Raw genomic sequence first — 21,428 nt, 5'->3', positions numbered from 1 at the left:
CCCGTCACTTGCGTGCGACGTAGTAGAAGTTGACCGGGTCCGTCTCGATCTCGTTGACCGCGACGTTGTCGAATCCGGCGTCGGCCAACATCGACGTGGCCAGCTGACGCCCCCAACACGTGCCCAACCCGGCCCCGTCCAGACCCAGCGACACACTCATGCAGTGCATGGTCGACACGGTGTACATGTAGGTCCTCATCGGCACCCCGATGTTCTCCTCGAGCCGGCTCGACGCCTTGATGTCGACCATCAGCAGCACCCCACCCGGCCGCAGCGCCCGGTAGATGTTGGCCAACACCTGCGCAGGCTGCGCCTGATCGTGGATGGCGTCGAAAACCGTTATGGCGTCGTAGGCTTCGGCCACATCGAGGTTGGCGACGTCGGCTTGCACGAACGTCGCGTTGGACAGTCCGCGGGCCTTGGCCTCGGCGGTCGCGACCGACAGCCCTTCCTCGGAGAAGTCGATGCCGGTGAACCGGCTGGCCGGAAACGCCGCGGCCATCACGTTGATGGCGTGGCCACTACCGCAACCGATATCGGCGACATCGGCACCCTCGCGCAGGCGTTCTGGCAGCCCCTCGGCCATCGGCAGGATGGCGTCGACGAGGGCGGCGTCGAACACCTCGCCGCTCTGCTCGGCCATCACCTTGTGGAACCGCGGATACTCGCTGTAGGACAACCCGCCGCCGGTGTGGAAGCGGTCGATGACTTTCTGTTCCACCTCGCCGAGCATCGAGACGAACTGCGCGACGCGGGACAGGTTGTCGGGTCCTGCGGCGCGCGTCAGCACGGCGGCGCGGTGACGCGGCAGCGAATACGTCTGCGCCACGGGGTCGTAGTCGACGACGCGGCAGGTGGCCACCCCGCCAAGCCACTCCCGCACATAGCGTTCGTTGAGGCCGGCGGCGTCGGCGATCTGCGCGCTGGTGGCGGGCGGTAGTTCGGCGAGCGTGTCGAACAGTTTGGTCTGGTGACCGATCGACAGCAGGATCGCCAGACTGGCGCTGTCGATCGCGCCGACCATGCGTTCGGCGAATTCCTCGGTGGTCTCTGGGGCAGTTGCGTCTGCGTGTGTATATGTGCTCATCTCAATCCTGTTAACGGCGTAGGCGGTCAAATGAGTTCAATGGAGCGTTTCGCCAGGCCCATCCAATAGCCGTCGATGACTTGTCTCGGCGTCTGGCCAGGATCGCTCGACGCGCCGAGCGCGACGAACAACGGCGAGAAGTGCTCGATGGTCGGATGGGCGTACGGCATTCCGGGCGCCCGGTGCCGGAAATCGATCAGCGCGTCGAGGTCGCCCGCGGCGAAGCGCTCGCTGGCCCATGCGTCGAACTCGGTCGACCAGCCCGGCGGGACGGCGCGGGGTGACGGGTCGTCCAGGAAGGGCAGGCCGTGGGTGGTGAACCCGGAGCCGATGATCAGCACGCCTTCGTCGCGCAGCGGTCGCAGCCGTTCACCCAGGTGCAACAGGCGTTGGGGGTCGAGCGTCGGCATCGAGACCTGCAGCACCGGGATCGTGGCGTCGGGATACATGACGGTCAGTGGCACGTAGGCGCCATGGTCGAGCCTGCGATCGCTGTCGTGGGCGACGGGCTCGTCGTCGGGCATCAGCGCCTCGACGCGCGCGGCGAGGTCGGGCGCACCGGGCGCGTCGTAGGTGACGTCGTAGTAGTGCTGTGGGAAACCCCAGAAGTCGTACGTCAACGGGGTCTCGGTGGTGGTCGACCCGATGGTGAGCGGCGCCGCTTCCCAGTGCGCCGAGACGACGAGGATCGCCGACGGCGTCGGCAACCGCGCCGCCCATTGCTCGAGCTGTGCGACCCACAATTCGTCGTCGACGAGCGGTGGCGCGCCGTGGGACAGATACATAGATGTCACACACTCAGCTTGGCACTGTTGGCATTAGGTTGTACGCATGACTCAGACGGTGCGCGGCGTGATCTCACGTAAGAAGGGCGATCCGGTCGAGTTGGCGGATGTGGTCATCCCCGACCCGGGTCCAGGTGATGTGGTAGTCGACATCCTCGCCTGCGGGGTGTGCCATACCGACCTGACGTATCGCGAGGGCGGCATCAACGACGACTTCCCGTTCCTGCTCGGACACGAGGCGGCCGGGACCGTCGAGGCGGTCGGCGAAGGCGTGACCCATGTCGAACCAGGCGATTTCGTGATCCTGAACTGGCGTGCGGTGTGCGGCGAATGCCGGGCTTGCAAACGCGGCAGGCCGTGGTACTGCTTCAACACCTTCAACGCCAGCAAACCGATGACCCTGACCGACGGCACCGAACTCACCCCCGCGTTGGGGATCGGCGCGTTCGCCGACAAGACGCTGGTGCACGAGTTGCAGTGCACCAAGGTCGACCCCGAAGCCGATCCGGCGGTTGCCGGTCTGCTCGGCTGTGGGGTGATGGCCGGTCTCGGCGCGGCGGTCAACACCGGTGCGGTCGGGCGAGACGACACCGTCGCGGTGATCGGTTGCGGCGGTGTGGGTGACGCGGCGATCGCGGGTGCGGCGCTGGTCGGCGCCAAGCGGATCATCGCCGTGGACACCGACAACAAGAAGCTGGACTGGGCGCGCGGCTTCGGCGCGACGCACACCATCAATGCGCGTGACCTCGATCCGGTCGCCACCATCCAGGACCTGACCGACGGCAACGGCGCCGATGTGGTGATCGACGCGGTGGGCCGCCCCGAAACCTGGAAACAGGCGTTCTACGCCCGCGATCTGGCGGGAACCGTTGTGCTGGTGGGTGTTCCGACACCGGACATGACTTTGGAGATGCCGTTGATCGACTTCTTCTCCCGCGGCGGATCGCTGAAGTCGTCGTGGTACGGCGACTGCCTACCCGAACGGGACTTCCCCACCCTGATTTCGCTGTACCTGCAGGGCAGGCTGCCGTTGGAGAAGTTCGTCTCTGAGCGCATCGGCATCGACGGTGTCGAAGACGCGTTCCACAAGATGCACGCAGGCGAGGTGCTGCGCAGCGTGGTGGTGATGAAGTGAACGGCGGACCCATCGGACGCGTAGTCACGCACGGCACATTCGAACTCGACGGCGGCAGTTGGGAAGTCGACAACAACATCTGGCTGGTCGGCGACGACGACGAGGTGGTGGTGTTCGACGCCGCCCATGACGCGGGCCCGATCGTGGCGGCCGTCGGCGGCAGGCATGTGGTGGCAGTGGTGTGTACCCACGGCCACAACGACCATGTCACGGTCGCGCCCCAACTCGGCGACGCGCTCGACGCCCCGGTGCTGCTGCATCCGGCCGACGATGTGCTGTGGCGAATGACGCACCCCGACAAGAACTTCCGCACCGTCGCCGACGGCGAGACGCTGCGCGTCGCCGGCCACGAACTGCGCGCCATCCACACCCCCGGGCACTCACCGGGTTCGGTCTGCTGGCATGCGCCCGAACTGAACGCGGTGTTCTCTGGCGATACGCTGTTCCAAGGCGGCCCCGGTGCGACGGGCCGGTCCTACTCCGACTTCCCGACCATTCTGTCGTCGATCTCGGAGAAGCTCGGCAAGCTACCCGGCGACACCGTCGTCTACACCGGGCACGGCGACTCGACCACCATCGGCGACGAAATCGTGCACTACGACGAATGGGTGGCCCGCGGCCACTAACACTTGAGGTTCATGACGGCTGCGCTGACGATGTCAAGGGCTGCCGTGGTCGACATTCCCAGGTCGTTCGTCACCATGACGACGGCCTGCGGTGACGGGACGCCCTGCCTGGCGACGGCGCACACCCGTTGGCCTTCGGCGAGCAATTGTTCGGCGCTGTAGGTCGGGTATACGTCGCGCAGTTTGAGGTATTGGTCCTCGTCCGCTGCGGCGGGTGCGGCGCTTGCGATCGCCAGGGCCGCCAGCACCGCTGCACCTGCTGGCGCTCCGATGATTCGACGCTGAACCATGGTCGCTGATAGTACTGCCGGCAATCTACCTACAACAGACGATTCGCCGCGGAACCTGCGGTTCAGAGCCAAACGGTCGAGTTCCGGCGAACCTTTTTCGTTTGGTGGATAGCCGTCAGGAGTCGAGGACGCGGCGCTTCTCGGCTTCGAATTCGTCCTGCGTCAACGCGCCCGAGTCGCGCAGCGCGGCGAGTTGCCGAAGTCGCTCGAGGCGCATCCCCTGATCGTTGGGCGCATAGCTCGATGCGGACCCCGCGCCGCCCGCCCATGTCGGCTCATCGAGACGCACCTCCGGTGTCAGCGGTCGCGCCGCCTTCGCCGAACGGGCCGACCAGATCAGCGACGCGGCCAGTTCGACGATGCCAAGGGCGAGTAGCCCGCCGAACACCCACGTGAGCCAGCCGTATGCGGTGCCGTGCCCGAACGCCAGCTGCGGATTGATGTACCCGTTGACGTTCCCGTCGGTGACGACGTCGTAGATGCCCTCCTGTGCGACCTGCAGCAGCCACACCCGGACACGTGTCTCGCTGTTGACTGTCGTTGTGCCACCGATACTTTCGGTGACCTGCGGCTTCGCGATACCCTGCGGCGGGGTGATCGAGAACTTCAGGTCCGGGATCGGAAACCCACTCGAGGGGCTGCCCGTCACCTGGGTGTGGAAGCTGACCGTCACTTCGCCGGCGGGCAGTTGCAGACTGGTCGATCCCGGGACAGGCACTTCCCCGTACGCGTCGTAGTCGTCGAGCACGAACGCGTTGAGGATCAGCGCGGCGATCAGGCCGACGCCGCCGATGACCAAGGTGAGTACGGCGGAGAAGATCGCGATCCGCGGTCCGGTCCGGTTGGCCATTCGCGAAGTCTGTCACGGCGCGGTTTGCGCTGCCGCACCAATCAGCCACGTGATCAATCCCGTGCGCAGACCGGCGTCGAGCGGCTTCGTCGGTCCGCGCGGCCTCCTGGATTCGGTATCCGGCGTAGGCGCTGGAAGGCTACCGTTTAAAGGTGCCCGAATCCAGCATCGTCGTGCGGCCCGAGCCGATGGACAGCGGCTCGTATACCGCCAGTTCGCGGCTGCAGGCGGCCGGATTGTCGGGAGCGATAAAGCTTTTCGAGCGGGCCGCCGGCGCCGTCCCGCTTCCGAAGGCGCCGCAACCCGTGGTCATCGCCGACTACGGCGCGTCCACCGGGCACAACTCGCTGCTGCCGATCTGCGCGGCAATCGCGGTGCTGCGCAAGCGGACCCGGCCGGAGCATTCGATCCTGGTGGCACATACCGATGTGTCCGACAACGACTTCACGGTCATGTTCGAGACGCTGGAGCACGACCCCGACTCGTATCTGAAGAAGGACCCGGCCACCTTCGCCTCGGCGATCGGTCGCTCGTTCTACACCCAGATCCTGCCGTCGAACAGCGTGAACCTGGGCTGGTCGTCGTGGGCCATCCAGTGGCTGGGTCGGGTGCCCGCTCCGGTACCCGACCACCTGCAAGTGGCCTACAGCAGCGACGAGGGCGTCAAGGCCGCCTACGCCAAACAGGCCGCGTTCGACTGGCACGAGTTCGTCGCGTTTCGTGGGCGCGAGTTGTGCCCCGGCGGCCGTGTGGTGGTGCTGACCACGGCCATCGGCGAGGACGGCGAATTCGGCCACCGTCCCCTGCTCGACGCCGTGCTCGCTGAACTGGCCGATCTGGTGGCGCAGGGTGTCGTCACCGAGGACGAGGTGCACCGGATGTGCATTCCGCTGGTCTCGCGTCGCGCCGGTGATTTCCTGTCTCCGTTCGCGCCGAAGGGCCGTTTCGAGCGCGTCGAGGTCGAGCACCTCGAGGTGTTCAACGCCGAGGATCGGTTCTGGACGCAGCACCAAGTCGACCACGACGCAACCGCTTTCGGTGTGCAGTGGGCGGCGTTCGCCCGCGCGTCGGTGTTTCCGACACTCGCCTCCGCCCTCGACGGCGCTCGCCTCGACACCCGACGTTCGGACTTCATGGACCGGTTGCAGGCGGGTGTCGCCGCGCGGCTGGCAGCCGCGCCGGAAGAGATGCAGATCCCGCTGGCCCAGATCGTGCTCTGGAAAAGGCCCAGAGCGCACTAACCCGCCATCCGGTCCCGGAACGTGCTGCGGTAGCTCTGCGGCGACACCCCGGTGAGCCTGCGGAACTGCTCACGGAAATTGGCCGGCGAGGTGAATCCGACGTCGCGGCCGATCTTTTCGACGCCGTATGTGGTGCTCTCCAGTAGCTGCTGCGCATGGCGGATACGCACGCCGGTGACCCATTGCATGGGTGTCTGGCCGGTCTCTGCCTGGAATCGGCGATTGAGGGTGCGGATGCTCATCGCGGCCCGGTCGGCGATATCGCGCAGCGACAGGTCGCGGTGCGCCTCATGCTCGATCCAGGCCAGCACGTCGTCGAGTTCGGTGCGCTCGGCAATGTTCTTGGCAGGGGCCGTGTTTCGCAGGATGAATTGCGACTGGCCGCCGCTGCGGTGCAGAGGTGCGACAGCAAGACGCGCGGCGTCGGCGGCCACCGCGGCTCCGTAGTCACCGGCGATCATGTGCAGGCACAGGTCCAGTCCCGCTGACGCGCCTGCCGACGTGAGCACTTGTCCCTCGTCGACGTAGAGCACGTCGGGGTCGAGTTCGACCGCGGGGAACATGCCGCGGAAGTAGTCGGCCGCGATCCAGTGGGTGGTGGCGCGTCTGCCGTCGAGCAGGCCGGCTTCGGCGAGGGTGAACGCGCCCGAACAGATCGACGCGACACGGGTGCCGTCGGCGTAGGCGCTCTTCAGCGCGACCAACACCTCGTCGGGGGTGGCGACGGTGACATCGTTGCGGCCGGGGACGACGATCGTGTCGGCCTCGGCCGCGGCGTCGAGGCCGAAGTCGGTGCCGATCCGCATCGGTCCGGCGCTGACCACCGGTTCGACGCCACACACCAGGACTCGGTAGCCGGGTTCGCCGGACGGCAGCGGGACTCGGCCGAAAGTTTCCACGGCGGTGCTCACGTCGAAGGCGATCGTGTCGGGCAGTGCCAGTACAGCGACGGTGTGCACAGACCGACGGTACCAGCCGCACTGGCAAAATAGTGGCGGTCGTGTGCTATGTGGCCAGCACTGCGTCGATCAGATGCGGTCCGGGTTCGGCGATCGCGGCGCTGAAATGTTCGGCGAGTTCCTCTGCGGTGGTGGCGCGCTTCGCGGGCACCCCGAAGCCCTCGGCGATCGCGACGAAGTCGAGGTTCGGATTAGAGAGATCGAGCAGCGAGCGCGCCTTCGGACCGCCCGCCGAGGCACCGACCCGCGCCAACTCGATCTGCAGGATGGCGTATGCGCGGTTGTCGAGGATGACGACGGTGATGTCGAGTTGTTCGCGGGCCATGGTCCACAGCGCTGAGATCGTGTACATCGCGCTGCCGTCGGACTGCAGAGCGACGACCGGGCGGTGCGGCGCGGCGATGGCGGCGCCGACGGCCACCGGCAGGCCCTGGCCGATGGCGCCTCCCGTGAGTGTGAGCACGTCATGCTTCGGTGCGGCGGCGGTGGCGTCGGGCAGCAACAGGCCGCTGGTGTTGGCCTCGTCGGAGATGATGGCATCCTCGGGCAGCAGTGCGGCGACGACCGCGGCCCAGTTGTCGGCTCGCAGCGGTCCGGTCGGTAGCTGGCCCGGACTGGCGGTGGAGTCCGGAAGCTCCTGGGCACCAAGCAGTTCGGCGACCGCGGCGAGTCGCCCTGCCCCGAGATTGTGCACCGTCGCGCCCGCAGGGACCAGGTCGCCAGGCAGGTTCGGATAGGCGAAGAACGTGACCGGCGACCGGGCCCCGACAAGAATCAGATGCCGTGCACCCTTGAGTTGTTCCTGTGCGAGTTCGGCGAAATAACCGAGTCGTGTGACGTTCGGCACACCACGGCCACGGGTTAGCCGGGCCGGAAAGGTCTCGATGAGCAACCGCGCCCCGGTGGTCGCGGAAATCCTTGCAGCAGCGTGTAATTCGTCCGGACCCGTGGCGGCGCCGCCGAGCAGCAGGACCGCCTTTTGGCCGGATGACTTCAGCAATTGGGCGATATCAGCGGCGGCGGCGAACTGGTCGTCCGTCTCGTCGGGCTTCCATCCATCAGATGGACCCAGCTTCACCATCACCCGGTAGACATGACCTTCCACCGTCCTGGCCGACACGGTCAGCTTCTCCGCGACTTCCCGAACGGTATACCCCTGTGAGAGAAGCCTCACGACCTCCCGCTCACGTGCAGTCAGTGGCGTGTCTCTTGCTGCAACGGGTTCCGCGTCCCCCCATGACAGGTCGGCGGGCAACACCAACGTGGCGATGCGTCCCAGACTGGCCGCGGCAACAGCCGCGTCGACGGTTCGCCCGATTTCGTTCGACGACGCGGGTCGGTGCACCGTGCCGGTCAGCCAATGGCCGAGCGCGTCGATGTCGGATTGCAATGGCGCGTCTAGCTTTTGGTGATAGGTGGCGTGGTCGCCCACCACGTTGACGATGGGGCTGTGGGCTCGCCTGGCGTTGTGCAGGTTGGCCAACCCGTTCGCCATCCCGGGCCCCAGGTGCAGCAGGGTGGCCGCGGGCTTGCCCGCGATGCGCGCGTAGCCGTCGGCCGCGCCCGCCGCCACCCCCTCGAACAGACACAACACGGCGCGCATCTGCGGTGCGGAATCCAACGCCGCGACGAAATGCATCTCCGACGTCCCGGGGTTGGCGAAACACACCTCGACTCCCCCAGCGGCCAGCCGGTCCACAACGATCTCCGCACCCGTAGTCACGTACCCATCCTGTCGAGTCATCGAGAAGCCATGCAATAAGACCGGCCCTTCACGGCGTTTTCACAGTGTCGTCGAAGAGAGGCTTGAGGTGACGGACGGAATCGCTGAGGTGCAGCGCGCCGCAGAATGGCGCACGTCGGCTGCCGGTCTGGATCTTCACCTCGAACGCCATGGGCGCAGAGTTCGAGACAGTGTGACGCACGCCATTCGCGACGCCATCCGCTCGGGGCGCCTCGTACCGGGCACCAGGCTGCCGTCGAGCCGCGCGCTGGCCACCGACCTCGGTGTCGGGCGGAACACGGTGGCCCGAGCGTACGCCGTCCTCGTCACCGAGGGCTGGTTGACCTCTCAGCACGGCTCGAGCACGCTGGTGTCCGAGCGAGCCGCCGACATAGTCGGGTCCGTCGCCACCCCGCCCCGGCGACGGTCGCCCCGCAGGCTCGACCACGATCTGCGACCCGGTCAGCCCGACCTGTCGTCGTTCCCCCGCGCTGAGTGGAGTCGGGCGGTCAAGCGTGCGTTGGACGTGGCACCTGTCGACGCGTTCGGCTACGCCGACCCTTTCGGCCGGTCCGAGTTGCGCCACGCCCTCGCCCAATACCTGGCTCGAGCGCGCGGCGTCAGAGCGCGACCGTGCACCATCGTCGTGTGCTCGGGAGCGGCTGAGGGGCTCCGTCTCGTCGCCGGTGCCATGGCAGAACGAGGGATCTCAACCGTGGCCGTCGAAGAGTTCGGGCTGCCGACCCAACGAGCGACGCTCAATCAAGCTGGGATCGACTGCCCGCCGTTGCCTGTCGACTCCGCTGGCGCTGACGTGAAGGCTCTCGATGACATGCCGGATGCGGGCGGTGTGCTGCTGACCCCGGCGCACCAGTTCCCGCTCGGCGTCACGTTGAGCCGCGAGCGCCGTGCCGCGGTGCTCGACTGGGCACGCGCTACCCGCGGGCTGATCATCGAAGATGATTACGACGGCGAATTTCGTTACGGCAGAGAGCCTGTCGGCGCATTGCAAGGCCTCGATCCCGACCATGTCATCTACATGGGGACGGTGAGCAAGTCGTTGGCGCCGGGACTTCGGCTCGGCTGGCTGGTGCTGCCCGAGCAACTCGTCGAACCGGTCGCCCGGCAGAAGGGCGAAACAGAGGAGAACTCCGGCTTTGTCGAGCAGTTGGCCATGGCCGAATTCATCGCGTCCGGTTCGTACGACAGACACCTTCGCACGATGCGTGCACAATACCGCCAACGCCGTGCGCAACTCATGGCTGCCATCGCCCAATCCCCTACGTGCACCGCGTCGGGAGCCGATGCGGGCCTACACGTCATATTGGAGGTCGCCAGTGGCGGCGAGAGCGGGTTGAGTCGTCGGTCCGGGTGGCGGCGGCTCGGCGTGAAAGGTCTTGATTGGTTCCGGCATCCGGACAGCTCCAGCGAACGTGACGGACTCGTCGTCGGATACGCGTCGCCCGCCCCGAGTGCATGGTCGTCCGCCCTCGGTGCGCTGACCGAACTGCTGCCCGATTGACCGGTCGAACTGGCCCCTTCCCCAGCATTCGAAGTGGCCCCTGAAAGGCGCGATGACGTACCTAACGTTGAAACCATGATGGTCATAGGCAACTTGAAGAAGACGGATCTGCTGTGTGTCACCCCGCCGTCCATCCCGGAGGGCTCACACGCTATGACACAGCTAGTCGAACTCCCGCCTGCGGATGCCGGGACGCCGCCGCACCGGCACTCGGGGCCGGTGTTCGGATACATGCTCGAAGGCAGGATGCTGTTCGAGCTGGAAGGTGAGGAGCCAAGGGAAATTGTTGCAGGCGAGGCTTTTTGGGAGCCCGGTGGCGACGTCGTGCACTATCAGATGACGAACCTCGACCAGACCGGTTGGACTCGGTTCGTCGCGGTGTGCATCTGTGCGCCGGGAGTCGACATGATCACCCTGCTGAAACCGGAGGAGATCGTGTCCCGCGATTCACTGCGTCATCCCAGCGCCCGTCAGCACACACGGTGACGAGATGCCCGTCGATGTGACGGTTCGCCCTCCGGCGGAGAACGTGCGGCGGTTCCGCGATTCTGGGATATGGCGGGATACCGGACAGATTGGTGATCTGCGGAGATGGCGAGACGAGACGCCGCACGGGATAGCCATCCATGCGTACCGCGCCAAGGGCGAAGCGGAGTTGATCACCTACGCCGAATTGGCCGGGCGGGTGACGCGGTTCGCCGGCGCGCTGTACGAGCTCGGAGTACGGCCGGGCCGGGTGGTCGCGTATCAATTGCCGAACTGGTGGCAGGCGCACGTGTTGCTGCTGGCGGCAGCGCGACTGCAGGCGGTGGTGGCGCCGGTCATGATGAGCATCCGCCCGCGGGAGTTCAAGCGGATCCTGCACCGCATCGGTGCTTCAGTGTGCATAACCACCTCCGAGTGGGCGGGATTCGACCATGCCGCGGCGTTGCGGGAGATGGCACCGACGCTGCCCGCACTGCGACACCATCTAGTCATCGGCGAACCGGCGACGGGCGAACTCGACTTTCGTTCGTTCGTCGAGCAGACGCCATGGGAACGCGGACATCCGATCAACCTTGACGACGCGGAAGAAGACCCCGATCGAGTTGCCATGCTCCTCTGCACCTCTGGTACGTCCGGCGTGCCGAAGGTTGCCCTGCACACCGAGAACACGCTGTATGCATCGGCATCCAGCATCACCGAGGTACACGACTTCGGTCGCGACGACGTGCGATTCACGCCTCATGCGCTGATGCACACCGTTGGGCAGGACACCGCCAGGGCCGCATTGACGGCAGGGGCATCCGTCGTTCTGCTCGACGAATGGTCCGGGCGGCGCGGCGTGGAGGTCCTCGCCGACAGTGCAACCACCGGGGTGGTGGCCGCGCCCAACTTCGTCTCCGACGTGCTCATGGCGATCAGGGAGAACCCCAGGCCGCTGCCTGCTCTACGCACCGTCCGCTGCGTAGGCGCGTCGATCCCCAAACCGCTCATCACTGCGGTCCCCTCCGCTTTGGGAGCACGTCTGCTCAGCGGGTGGGGAACGACCGAAATCGGTACGGGCACCGTGACGCGCGTCGGCGATCCTTCGGACTGGGCCGCTTTCAGTGACGGCCGCCCTATCGCGGGCGTAGAAGTCCAGCTTCGCTCTACCGCGGTCGCATCGCACGAGCAACCCCAGCGGGTGTTCGTCCGCGGCGCCACGGTGTGCCTGGCGACTGTGTGCCGCGACAGCGACGCGTTCACACTCACAGCCGCGCACGACGACGGCTGGTATGACACCGGCGATCTCGCCGTATCCGATGGCCGCGGCGGGATCCGGTTGTTGGGCCGGATCAGCGACCGAATCGGCGGCGTATTCCTGATTCCCGCCGATGTGGAATCCGAACTGATGGCCAGCCCGCAAGTCGAGGATGTGGCGCTGGTCGGCTATCGGAACGACGACGGCGCTGAATCGCCCTGCGCTGTCCTGGTTCCCGCGACCACCCCACCAATCGACCTGGATGGACTGCGCCGATACCTGACCGGCCTCGGTATGACCGAGTGGTACCTGCCTACCCGGCTGGAATACGTCCAATCCCTGCCGCGCAACAGTAACGGCAAGGTCCGCAAGGAACTTCTGCGGCGCTGGCTGGTGGGACATGGCTCGTTACGTGATTGACGTTTAACCGCACTGATCAAGGAAAACATTGAATGGCAAGAGTTCTCGCGTATCAGAGCCCCGCGATGGGTCATTTCTTCCCCATCAGTGTGCTGCTGACGGAGTTAAGTGATCGGGGCCATGAGATCGCGCTGCGGACTTTTGCCGCCGGCGTGAAGACCGGTTGTGACATGGGTTTCGACACGCAACCGGTCGATCCTCGCATCGAAGTCACCCGCCTCGGTGACGCGGGCGCCGCATCTCCGAAGGAGTCGCTGTCGCGGGTAGGAGACGCGTTCGTTCGTCGTGCCGAGTACGAGATCCTCGATCTGGCCGAAGCCATCCATGAGTTCCACCCGGAACTGCTGATCGTAGACCCGAACTGCTGGGGCGCCACCGCAGTGGCCGAGGCCAGCGGGCTGCCTTGGCTGTCCTTCTGGCCCTTCGTGCCGTATCTGCGATCTCGCGGAGCACCACCATGGGGGCCCGGGTTTCGGCCGTGGCCCGGTCCGCTCGGTCGTCTGCGGGACGCGCTGCTTCGTCCGAGATTCAGCGCACCTGATTCGTGGACCGCATCGCACAACGTCATTCGGGCCAGACTCGATCTGTCACCGCTGAAATCGGCCGACGACTACGCACGTCGGGCGCCGCTGCTTCTGGTGGCCACCGCCCCACCGTTCGACTACCCGCATCCGGACCCCGACGACTCCATCCAGTACATCGGCGACTGCTCCTATGACCCGACACCGCCGACCGCGCCGACATGGCTGACCCGAATAGACCGCCCCATCGTCCTGGTATCGACATCGTCAGAGGATCAGGGGGACTTCGAGCTGGCGCGCGTCGCGCTGGCGGCGATGGCCGACGAACCCGTCCATGTCGTGGCGACCTTCCCGGCGGGGGCGCCGCACGACATCACGCCACCGCCGAATGCCACTGTGCGCGAGTTCGTCCCGCACAGCCTGGTGCTTGCCCACGCCGTCTGCGCGGTCACCCACGGCGGCATGGGCGTCACCCAGAAGTCCCTGGCTCATGGGGTGCCGGTATGCGTGGTGCCTTACGGCCGCGACCAATTCGAAGTAGCCCGGCGCGTGGAAGTGGCGAAGTGCGGCACCCGACTGCTGCCCACGAAACTCACCGTCCGCCGGATGCGCGCGAAGATTTTGGAGGCGATGACGATGGCCGACGGTGCGCGGCGTGTTGCCGACGGGTACGCCGCGACTGGCGGAGCGGCCCGTGGCGCCGACTTGATCGAACAACGGCTGCTGATGTCGACGCAGGGCGCCTCATGACCTGTCCCACTGTGCTTCTGGTGCCGGGCGCCTGGCACAAGCCCAGCCACTTCGACCTGCTCGTCAACGAACTGACAGATGTCCAAGTACGCACTGTGACGTTGACGAGCACCGGTGATGATCCGGCGACCCTCGGCGACATGTATGCCGACGCGGCGGTGATAGCGCAGGCGGTCGCCGCGATTGACGGCCCGGTCGTCGTGGTTGCCCATTCCTATGGCGGTGTGCCCACGACCCAGGCGTTGGCGAAGACCGAAAACGTCCAGCGCGTGGTGTATCTCGCCGCCTTCCCACTCGATGTGGGTGAGTCGCTGCTGTCTGCCAGCGGTGGCCGGTTGATGCCGTGGACAAGACTGCACCACCGAGACGGCATCGGCGGCTACGTCGAAGTGACGGCACCGATGACCGTGTTCTACCACGACGTCGAGAACCGCACGGCCACAGAGGCGGTCGCTCAACTCGGCTACCAGCGCTACACGGCAATGCAGCAGGAAGTCACCGAAACCGCGTGGAAGAGGATCCCGAGCACCTATGTCATTTGCGAGAACGACAACGTGATTCCAGTCGCTGCGCAGGAGATGATGGCCAAACGCGCCGACGACGTGTTGCGGATCGAGACGTCGCACTTCCCTTTCCTGTCTCAGCCGCAAGCTCTCGCACGCCTCATCAGAGGATGTTTGGAGTAGCTGACGGGCTGGCAACATCTCGGCGAGCAACGACCGTTTGACCGCTGTTGCGTGACGCGCGGCGCACCGACGATGAGCATGTGTACGCACAGATCGTGTTGTTAGACGGATTCGACCCGCTCGACGCCATCGCACCGTTCGAGGTGCTCGCCGCGGGCAGCGACGAGGTAGGCGGCGCCCTGCACGTGGAACTTGTCTCCGCCGAAGGCCCGCGGCCTGTGGTCAGCGGCACCCGCGGCATGGTGTTGAACGCGACAGCCCAACTAGATCCGACCAAGCCGGGTTGCCCGATTCGGGGAGACTGCCGCGGTGCCGTTGATGCGCAAGGCGATGGCCAACCCGGAGGTGACGGTGGCGACCGTCTGCGGTGGGTCGCTGGCACTGGCGATGGCAGGTCTGCTCGAGGGCAGGCACGCGGTCACCCATCACCTCGGCATGGACGTCTTGGACGCGACGGGCGTCTGCGTCGTCGATGCCAGGGTCGTCGACGACGGTGACCCTGTATCTGCTCCAGCGAAGCTACGGACCGCAGGTGGCGCGCAGCGTCGAGAAGTTGTTCGGCTACCGGCAAGGGCGAGACGGTTGCCGCGGCAGTCGGTGACGGGGGTGCGTCAGGCCCGCATCTCGTAGGCGCCGTCGTAAGCCTTGACGCGCTGCCACACCCGGTCGAAGCGTCCGGCATCGGGCACTGGTTTGCGGATCGCGGCGACGGCCCAGTCCTGCTGGTCCTGCGTGGAGCTCGGCTTGCCGTGCAGCGCAACGGCGTACGCGCTGAAGTCGCGGATCTGGAAATCGAAGATCTGGTCCACCATGTCGTCGTCCAGACCGGTCAGCACCGCCTGTTCCAGGATGAGCTGACCGTAGACGATCAACGAGAACAGGTGCCCGACGTTGAGCATGAAGTCCAGATCCTGCTGCTGTTCGGCATCGGGCGCGGCGGTGGCGAGAAGCGTCGAAAACGCTTGGGCCTGTTCGTAGAACCGTGTCACGTTCGGGATGCGGGCGTGGTTCTCATACGCTGGTTTCCAGTCGGCGAACCGCACTTTCGCCGCGCCGCGCGTCGGCCCCTGGTTCCAGAAGAAGGTGTCGTCGGCCGGGTCGTTGCGGGTCGGGATCTCCGGATATTCGGCCGGGTTGAACATGTAGTTGGGCATGAACTTCAGCACCAATCCGACGTTCACATGGACGGTGCCTTCCAGTCGCGGGAGTGTGCCGATCAGTTGGGAGACCTCGCGGAACATCGTGTTCTTCTCGTAACCCTTGGCCGCGATCACGTCGTGCAACGCCCGCACGACCGTCTCACCCTCCATGGTGACCTTGGCCTTGGTCATCGGGTTGAACAGCAGATAGCGCCGGTCCTCGAGGCTGGCGCTGCGGAAGTAGTCGACGGCGCGCTGGCTGAACAGCTTCATCGCGACCAGACGGGCGTACGCGTCGACGAAATTGGCGCGCACATGTGTGAAGTCGGTGACCGGACGGCCGTACAGGATGCGATTCTGCGCATGCGTGATCGCCTCGTAGAAGGCGTGTTCGGTCATGCCGATGGTGCAGGTGCACAGGTTGAACTTGCCGACGTTGACCGTATTCAATGCTGCGGCAAAGGCTTCCACGCCGGTGTGCAGAATGTCCCGCTCGCGCACCGGATAGTTCTCCAGCCGGAACGTGCTGACGTAGATCTGCATGTGCACGACATTGTCGAGCAGGTGGTAGTTCTCGTGCCCGCTGTCGGCGGCGAAGAACACATACCCTTCCCCGGCATCCGCCTCACCGACGTCGTCTCGACGGCCGAACACCGACACCATGCTGGCGATGTTGCCGTTGCCGATGTAGTACTTCTCGCCCGTCGCCCGGTAGAGGATGCCGTTGGCGCGGTCCTCCTCGCTGGCCGGGGTGAGCACCATGTCGGTGTTGTAGACGTCGGCGCCGTGCGCACGCTCGGATAGCCCGAACGCCATCACGTCGCCCGCCTCCAGGTCGTCGGCGGCCTTGAGTTTGGCGTCTTTGTTCTCGCTCTGCCAGATCGGTCCGAGTCCCAGGATCGTGACCTGCTCCGTGTACCAATAGGTCAGTCCGTAGAAGCCGAGGATCTCCGACAGCGCGGCGTTGCGGGCGGCATCCCAACGTTTGTCGGGATTTCCGTCGGCGAACTCCGACGGCGTCAGGAACGTCGCGAACAGCTTCTCGCGCTTGACGAAGTCGATGAAATCAGCGGGCCACTGCGCGGCGAGGTCGTCGTCGAGGATGCGCTTCTTGCCGAGACCTTCGAAGAAATCGATCGTGGCGCGCAGCAACCGGCGCGTCTCCTCGTCGAACTGCTGGGGGTCGTAGGTGTTCGGATGGAAGAGCAAGCCATCGGTCATGCAGGCGAGCCTAAAGCGTGTCGAACAACTCGGTTGAGTGTTGGGCACCGCCCTTCTCGGGCGTCATCGGTTCAGGCTGCAGGTGCGGTCTGAACGTCGGTTCCCGCGTCATCCGAGCTGGTTTCACCAACACGAGGGTGGCATCGACGCCGGTACCACTCCGATGTGTCTGATACCGCATGGGCGCGCGTCGCCCGCTTCCTGATTCCGAGACATCTCGCGGTGGGCGATCCTGCCCGCCGCATCGGTGGAAGACTTCGTCTACCTCAGTCAAATAGCACTGCTACTCCGCAGACTGGACCGAACCCAGTTGTTGGACACGCTTTAGGGGTTGGCCGGCGGCGGGAGGCCCGGAATCGTCGGCGGTGCAGGCACCCATGGCAGCCCGGGAACCGTCGAGTACGGCGGGCTCCACGGCGGCTGCTGAGTCGTCGGCGGCGGGGCCTCCGTGGTCGGCGGCGGCGCCTCGGTCACCGTCACCGGGGGTGGCGGCGCCTGCTCGAGGACAGTGCGGGTGCGCGGTGCCTGGATTTGCGGCTCGGGTGCAGGCGCGGCCGGAGGTGGTGGCGCGGCGGTGGTGGCCGGGGCCGGTGTGGTTGTGGTGGTGGGGCCGGTGGTCGACGCCGGCGCTGGTGTCGACTCGTCGCGCATGACGAAGAGCACCGCGGCCGTCAGCGCCGCCAACAGCGCCAGCACGCCGGCGACCAGCACCAGGGCGGGTTTGCGGTACCAGGACAGCGGTTCCGGTTGCTGTTCCCACGCCTCGTGGTCGAACTGCATCTGCGGTCGCGGCCCGTCGGCGTACCCGGCCCCGGCGGGGAGGTCGTAATCGTAGGAGTCGGAGGGCGCGACATCGGGCGCGTCGTCGGCGTCCGACCATGCCAGCGCGCCGAAGGTGCTCGACTGTGGTGCGTCCTGGGCACCGACCTCGGGGGCCATCGCAGTGGCCGCGGCGGCCGCGGCCGCGACGCCCGGCGCGACGGCCATCGACGTCGCGCCCTCCTCGACGGTCCCGCGGGAGGCCTTGAGGCCGCCGCCGATCGCGGCGGTCAACTCGGGCTGCGCGGTGGTGACGACGGGCACGCGCAGGTGTTCGGACAGCGTGGTGGTGATGATCGGCATCCGCGCACCGCCGCCGGCGGTAGCGACCGCGACCAGCTCGGCGCCGCGAATACCATTGCGCTCCACGGCATCTCGCAAGATCGCGACGAATTCGGCGAGCGACCCGCGCACCGCCTCGTCGAGTTCGTTGCGGGTCAGCCGGACGTCGCTGTGGTGGCCGGGCAACTCGACCACCAACGAGGTGACCGCTGCGGTGGATAACCGCTCCTTGGCGCCGCGGCACTGGGCCCGCAGCCGGCTCAACGAGCCGATCGCCGACGTGCCGGACAGGACAATGGTGCCTGCCGCGGACAAGTCGTCGAGGACGTGGGTCAACAGCGCCTGGTCGATCAGGTCGCCGGAGAAGTCGGTGTGGCGCACGGTCGGGCCGATCGGCGCGAAACCGTTGGCGGCGTCGGCGAGCGTGATGCTGGTACCGGTGCCGCCGAAGTCGCAGAGCGCGACCACACCGCGAGTCGGCAGCCCGGGGTCGTCCTGCAACGCGGTGAGCGCAGCGTAGGCGTCGGATACCAGCGCCGCCTGCGCGAGCTCCGATCCCGACGCCAGCGCCGTGCTCAAGGCGTCGACGGCGGCGGGGCGCCAGTGCGCGGGATAGGTGACGGCGACCGGGCCGCCTGGGTGGCCGACGGTACGACGCATGGCCCGCAACGCGTCGGCGAGCACCCGGTCGGCCATGTGGGTCGAGCCGTCGGCGGCGACGATCCCCACCGGGTCGCCGACGCGGTCGACGAAGTCGGTGATGATCAGCCCACGCTCGGCGAGGTTGGGGTTTTCGCTGGGCACGCCGACTTCGGCCGGCCGATGGGGGTACAGGGTCACCACCGGGGACCGCCGTACCGCGGTCCGGCCCACTACGACGGCCGCCAGGTTGGTCGCGCCAACCGACAGCCCTACCCCGTCAGACATGTCACTCCGTCTCGATGAAACCCTATCGGTAGTCCATCTTGACCGACCGCGCCATCGTTACTAGCAAATCGTCACGTCAGTCGACTGCGGATTTCTACCGGATGGTCCCCACACCCGGGATCAGCGGCAGGTCGAGGGCCGTCACCCACCCCGGCGACAGGTCGTTGACGGCAGGCACCGCGTTCAGCGCCCGCAGACCGGTCGCAAGGCAACCCGCCGCCGCGGCATCGCGCCCTGAGCCGTCGGTGAAGCGGAACGCGGTCTCCTGGAAGATGCTCGGTGTGCCCTCGATGTCGACGCGGTAGACGTCGTTCTCGGTGCCCGACGGCCAGTCCGGGGCGGCGTCAGCGCCGATCCTGTTGACGTGCTCCAGCTGGATGCGGGTCTCACCCTGATACACGCCGTTGATGGTGAACCGCACGGCCGCAACGTTTCCGGGTTCGATGATGCCCTTGGCCGACTTGCGCTCGATCGGCGTCACCCACTTGTCCCATGTCGTGGTGATCTCGTCGAGCATGATGCCCGCGGCGTGCGCGATCATCGGAACCGTTGCGCCCCAAGCGAATACCAGGATGTCGGGATTCTCCAGCAGCGGCCGGTATTCGGGCGGCTTGCCGATGCCCATCTCGAACTCGTAGTCACCCTCATAGTTGGTGTAGTCGAGCAGTTCAGAGGCCCGCACCTTGCGCACCTCGGAGCACAACCCCATCAACGTCATCGGGAACAGGTCGTTGGCGAATCCCGGGTCGATTCCGGTGGTGAAACAGGACGACTCGCCCAGTTCACACGCCTCGGTGATGGGCTCGATCCAGTTCGGCGGGTTCAGATGCATGGTCGGCCACACCCACGGCGTCATCGCCGTCGAGACCACATCGATCCCGGCTCGCAAAAAGCGGGTGATCAGCGCGATGTTGTCGTCGGCGTGCGCGGCGGTGGGGCCGTAGTGCACCAGCGCATCGGGTTTCAGCGCGATCAGGGCGTCGACATCATCCGTGGCCGCCAATCCCAATTGCTGCCGCAGAGAACAGATCTCGCCGACGTCGCGGCCCACCTTGTCCGGGTTGCTCACCCCGACTCCGACCAGTTCGAACACCGGATGCTTGACGATCTCGGCGATCACCATCCGGCCGACGAACCCGGTGCCCCAGACGACGACCCGCTTCTTGTCAGATTGCTTCACGGCCTTCACCATAGGCGGGCGGGTCATCGCCGGTGAGCAACTTCGAGAGTCGGCGGATCTCGTCGCGCAGTTCTTCGATCTGCGCCCGCGTCGCCACTTCCTCGGCGGTGTCCTCTTCGGCCACCCGCTGCACGATCCACGACGCCAGCGTCGCGGTCACCGAACCGACGAGGGCGATCCCGCCGATCATCAACGCGACCGCGACGATCTTCCCCATCCAGGTCGCCGGTGACAGGTCACCGTACCCGACCGTGGTCACCGTGGTGATGGCCCACCACAACGCGTCGCCGAGGTTGTGGATGTCGGATTCCGGTCGGGTGCCCTCGACATCGAGGATCGCCAGGGACGCCGCATAGACGATCACCACCGCGCCGCACACGGTGTAGACCAACACCTTTCCTCGGATGGTCTGGCCGACCGCCCGCTGCAGCGCGTTCACCACAACGGCAAGGCTCAACAACCGCAGCGGGCGCAGGAACGGCAGCAGGATCACCGGCAACTCCCACAGATGTCTGAGGAACCACCTGCCTCTAGGCTCCGCCAGATACCACCGCGCGAGGTAGTCGACCACGAACAGGCAGTAGACGGCCAACAGTCCGATGTCGACCGCCTTGTCGACAGCGCCATGCGGCCGGACCAACACCTTCACCGAATACAACGCCAGGAACACCAGCGCCACGCCGGCAAGCGGCAAGTCAGTGCGCTGATCCCAGCGTTCGAGTCGGGTCTGCTCGGTCATCAACCGGTGACCCTATGACACCTGGGAATGTTCGGGACCCAACTTGGCTTGAGGAAGTCATGACTGAATCACTGGCAGGACGTCGGGCACTGGTCACCGGCGGATCACGCGGCATCGGGGCCGAAATCGTACGCAGGCTCGCCGCCGACGGTGCTGCCGTCGCGTTCACCTACTCCGCGTCAGCCGAACAGGCGGAGAAACTCGCAGCGCAGGTCGCCGAGGCGGGCGGCAAGGCGGTCGCCATCCAGGCCGACAGCTCCGACGCCGAGCAGGTCGCACGGTCGGTCGACGACGCCGTCGCACAACTCGGTGGCCTGGACATTCTGGTCAACAACGCAGGCGTGGCAGCCGTCGGCGAGGCGGAGACATTTCCGCTCGAAGAGTTCGACCGATTGGTGGCTGTCAACATTCGCGCCGTGTTCGTGGCCACCCAAAATGCGCTGCCTCATCTCGGCGACGGCGGCCGGATCATCAACATCGGCAGCATCAACGCCGACCGAGTGCCCGTCGGGGGCCTGTCGGCGTACGCGATGACCAAGGGTGCCGTCGCGAGCCTCACTCTGGGGCTTGCCCGCGAGCTGGGACCGCGCGGGATCACCGTGAACAACGTTCAACCGGGACCGATCGCCACCGATATGAATCCCGAAGACGGCGGCTTCGCCGACTGGGCACGGCCGATGACATCACTTGGCCGCTACGGGAACACCAGCGATATCGCCGGTGTGGTCCGTTTCCTCGCCGGGCCGGAAGGGTCGTTCGTGACGGGCGCCAACTGGAATGTCGACGGCGGCTTCACCGTCTGA

General features: G+C 66.3%; 19 protein-coding genes and 1 pseudogene. 10 read left to right on the top strand and 10 right to left on the bottom strand.

Annotated elements, in window-relative coordinates; translation table 11 throughout:
- Positions 1-4: 4 nt before the first annotated feature.
- Together A5724_RS30750 and A5724_RS30745 are read right to left on the bottom strand one after the other, a co-directional pair.
- Positions 5-1,087 carry a class I SAM-dependent methyltransferase gene (locus tag A5724_RS30750; RefSeq protein WP_067811511.1) on the bottom strand — a complete coding sequence of 361 codons (1,083 nt, stop codon included), beginning with the start codon at positions 1,085-1,087 and terminating at the stop codon, positions 5-7.
- Between the two features lie 26 nt (positions 1,088-1,113).
- The gene (locus A5724_RS30745) at positions 1,114-1,872 is read right to left on the bottom strand and encodes a dioxygenase (RefSeq protein ID WP_067811508.1); all 759 of its coding nucleotides are present in this window, start codon (positions 1,870-1,872) and stop codon (positions 1,114-1,116) included.
- 46 nt (positions 1,873-1,918) lie between these two features.
- Here A5724_RS30745 and A5724_RS30740 point away from each other — a divergent pair, with 46 nt between their 5' ends.
- Both A5724_RS30740 and A5724_RS30735 read left to right on the top strand, forming a co-directional pair.
- On the top strand, positions 1,919-3,007 hold the full coding sequence (locus A5724_RS30740; RefSeq protein WP_067811504.1) for an S-(hydroxymethyl)mycothiol dehydrogenase: 1,089 nt from the start codon (positions 1,919-1,921) through the stop codon (positions 3,005-3,007).
- On the top strand, positions 3,004-3,633 hold the full coding sequence (locus A5724_RS30735) for an MBL fold metallo-hydrolase (RefSeq protein ID WP_067811500.1): 630 nt from the start codon (positions 3,004-3,006) through the stop codon (positions 3,631-3,633). The genes A5724_RS30740 and A5724_RS30735 overlap by 4 nt, the downstream gene beginning before the upstream one ends.
- Here A5724_RS30735 and A5724_RS30730 read toward each other — a convergent pair.
- Positions 3,630-3,923, bottom strand: a complete 294-nt coding sequence (locus A5724_RS30730) for a DUF732 domain-containing protein (protein WP_197518850.1) — start codon at positions 3,921-3,923, stop codon at positions 3,630-3,632. The genes A5724_RS30735 and A5724_RS30730 overlap by 4 nt on opposite strands.
- Positions 3,924-4,038: 115 nt before the next feature.
- A complete protein-coding gene (locus tag A5724_RS30725; RefSeq protein ID WP_067811493.1) occupies positions 4,039-4,773 on the bottom strand; it encodes an SHOCT domain-containing protein in 735 nt (244 codons plus the stop codon).
- 152 nt (positions 4,774-4,925) lie between these two features.
- Here A5724_RS30725 and A5724_RS30720 point away from each other — a divergent pair, with 152 nt between their 5' ends.
- Positions 4,926-6,014, top strand: coding sequence for an SAM-dependent methyltransferase (locus A5724_RS30720; protein WP_067811490.1), 1,089 nt, complete (start codon positions 4,926-4,928; stop codon positions 6,012-6,014).
- Here the strand turns inward: A5724_RS30720 and A5724_RS30715 are convergent.
- Positions 6,011-6,973, bottom strand: a complete 963-nt coding sequence (locus A5724_RS30715) for a GlxA family transcriptional regulator (protein ID WP_067811486.1) — start codon at positions 6,971-6,973, stop codon at positions 6,011-6,013. The two genes, A5724_RS30720 and A5724_RS30715, sit on opposite strands and share 4 nt — an antisense overlap.
- 46 nt (positions 6,974-7,019) lie before the next feature.
- Positions 7,020-8,717, bottom strand: coding sequence for an acetolactate synthase large subunit (locus tag A5724_RS30710; RefSeq protein ID WP_067811639.1), 1,698 nt, complete (start codon positions 8,715-8,717; stop codon positions 7,020-7,022).
- 67 nt (positions 8,718-8,784) lie between these two features.
- Between A5724_RS30710 and A5724_RS30705 the strand changes: the two genes are divergently transcribed.
- The 6 genes and pseudogenes from A5724_RS30705 (at position 8,785) to A5724_RS30680 (ending at position 14,919) form a co-directional block, all read left to right on the top strand.
- Positions 8,785-10,218 (top strand): PLP-dependent aminotransferase family protein, encoded by a 1,434-nt coding sequence (locus A5724_RS30705; protein ID WP_232005027.1) that lies wholly within the window; start codon positions 8,785-8,787, stop codon positions 10,216-10,218.
- A 75-nt stretch (positions 10,219-10,293) separates the two neighbouring features.
- Entirely contained in the window at positions 10,294-10,704 is a 411-nt protein-coding gene (locus tag A5724_RS30700) for a cupin domain-containing protein (protein ID WP_067811482.1), read from the top strand.
- 4 nt (positions 10,705-10,708) lie between these two features.
- Positions 10,709-12,361, top strand: a complete 1,653-nt coding sequence (locus A5724_RS30695) for an AMP-binding protein (RefSeq protein WP_082965362.1) — start codon at positions 10,709-10,711, stop codon at positions 12,359-12,361.
- A gap of 32 nt (positions 12,362-12,393) precedes the next feature.
- Positions 12,394-13,632 carry a glycosyltransferase gene (locus tag A5724_RS30690; RefSeq protein WP_067811475.1) on the top strand — a complete coding sequence of 413 codons (1,239 nt, stop codon included), beginning with the start codon at positions 12,394-12,396 and terminating at the stop codon, positions 13,630-13,632.
- Positions 13,629-14,318 carry an alpha/beta hydrolase gene (locus A5724_RS30685; RefSeq protein WP_067811472.1) on the top strand — a complete coding sequence of 230 codons (690 nt, stop codon included), beginning with the start codon at positions 13,629-13,631 and terminating at the stop codon, positions 14,316-14,318. The genes A5724_RS30690 and A5724_RS30685 overlap by 4 nt, the downstream gene beginning before the upstream one ends.
- 80 nt (positions 14,319-14,398) lie before the next feature.
- Positions 14,399-14,919: pseudogene (locus A5724_RS30680) on the top strand (DJ-1/PfpI family protein).
- Between the two features lie 10 nt (positions 14,920-14,929).
- Here A5724_RS30680 and A5724_RS30675 read toward each other — a convergent pair.
- From A5724_RS30675 to A5724_RS30660, 4 genes are all read right to left on the bottom strand, one after another.
- Positions 14,930-16,678, bottom strand: coding sequence for an acyl-CoA dehydrogenase family protein (locus A5724_RS30675; RefSeq protein WP_067811468.1), 1,749 nt, complete (start codon positions 16,676-16,678; stop codon positions 14,930-14,932).
- Between the two features lie 324 nt (positions 16,679-17,002).
- The gene (locus A5724_RS30670) at positions 17,003-18,706 is read right to left on the bottom strand and encodes an Hsp70 family protein (RefSeq protein WP_067811463.1); all 1,704 of its coding nucleotides are present in this window, start codon (positions 18,704-18,706) and stop codon (positions 17,003-17,005) included.
- Between the two features lie 94 nt (positions 18,707-18,800).
- A complete protein-coding gene (locus A5724_RS30665) occupies positions 18,801-19,898 on the bottom strand; it encodes a dihydrodipicolinate reductase (RefSeq protein ID WP_197518856.1) in 1,098 nt (365 codons plus the stop codon).
- A complete protein-coding gene (locus A5724_RS30660) occupies positions 19,873-20,625 on the bottom strand; it encodes a potassium channel family protein (RefSeq protein WP_067811455.1) in 753 nt (250 codons plus the stop codon). The genes A5724_RS30665 and A5724_RS30660 overlap by 26 nt, the downstream gene beginning before the upstream one ends.
- A gap of 59 nt (positions 20,626-20,684) precedes the next feature.
- Between A5724_RS30660 and A5724_RS30655 the strand changes: the two genes are divergently transcribed.
- Positions 20,685-21,428 (top strand): 3-oxoacyl-ACP reductase family protein, encoded by a 744-nt coding sequence (locus A5724_RS30655; RefSeq protein ID WP_067811452.1) that lies wholly within the window; start codon positions 20,685-20,687, stop codon positions 21,426-21,428.

The sequence above is a fragment of the Mycobacterium sp. ACS1612 genome (genome assembly GCF_001667505.1).
GTDB lineage: Bacteria > Actinomycetota > Actinomycetes > Mycobacteriales > Mycobacteriaceae > Mycobacterium.
This window is presented reverse-complemented; position numbering and strand designations above follow the sequence as displayed.

Coding starts and splice junctions, on each gene's coding strand:
- A5724_RS30695 (WP_082965362.1), top strand. CDS start 10,709: ATGCCCGTCGATGTGACGGTTCGCCCTCCGGCGGAGAACGTGCGGCGG.
- A5724_RS30665 (WP_197518856.1), bottom strand. CDS start 19,898: ATGGTGAAGGCCGTGAAGCAATCTGACAAGAAGCGGGTCGTCGTCTGG.
- A5724_RS30730 (WP_197518850.1), bottom strand. CDS start 3,923: ATGGTTCAGCGTCGAATCATCGGAGCGCCAGCAGGTGCAGCGGTGCTG.
- A5724_RS30690 (WP_067811475.1), top strand. CDS start 12,394: ATGGCAAGAGTTCTCGCGTATCAGAGCCCCGCGATGGGTCATTTCTTC.
- A5724_RS30750 (WP_067811511.1), bottom strand. CDS start 1,087: ATGAGCACATATACACACGCAGACGCAACTGCCCCAGAGACCACCGAG.
- A5724_RS30685 (WP_067811472.1), top strand. CDS start 13,629: ATGACCTGTCCCACTGTGCTTCTGGTGCCGGGCGCCTGGCACAAGCCC.
- A5724_RS30740 (WP_067811504.1), top strand. CDS start 1,919: ATGACTCAGACGGTGCGCGGCGTGATCTCACGTAAGAAGGGCGATCCG.
- A5724_RS30745 (WP_067811508.1), bottom strand. CDS start 1,872: ATGTATCTGTCCCACGGCGCGCCACCGCTCGTCGACGACGAATTGTGG.
- A5724_RS30700 (WP_067811482.1), top strand. CDS start 10,294: ATGATGGTCATAGGCAACTTGAAGAAGACGGATCTGCTGTGTGTCACC.
- A5724_RS30655 (WP_067811452.1), top strand. CDS start 20,685: ATGACTGAATCACTGGCAGGACGTCGGGCACTGGTCACCGGCGGATCA.
- A5724_RS30660 (WP_067811455.1), bottom strand. CDS start 20,625: ATGACCGAGCAGACCCGACTCGAACGCTGGGATCAGCGCACTGACTTG.
- A5724_RS30710 (WP_067811639.1), bottom strand. CDS start 8,717: ATGACTCGACAGGATGGGTACGTGACTACGGGTGCGGAGATCGTTGTG.
- A5724_RS30670 (WP_067811463.1), bottom strand. CDS start 18,706: ATGTCTGACGGGGTAGGGCTGTCGGTTGGCGCGACCAACCTGGCGGCC.
- A5724_RS30725 (WP_067811493.1), bottom strand. CDS start 4,773: ATGGCCAACCGGACCGGACCGCGGATCGCGATCTTCTCCGCCGTACTC.
- A5724_RS30675 (WP_067811468.1), bottom strand. CDS start 16,678: ATGACCGATGGCTTGCTCTTCCATCCGAACACCTACGACCCCCAGCAG.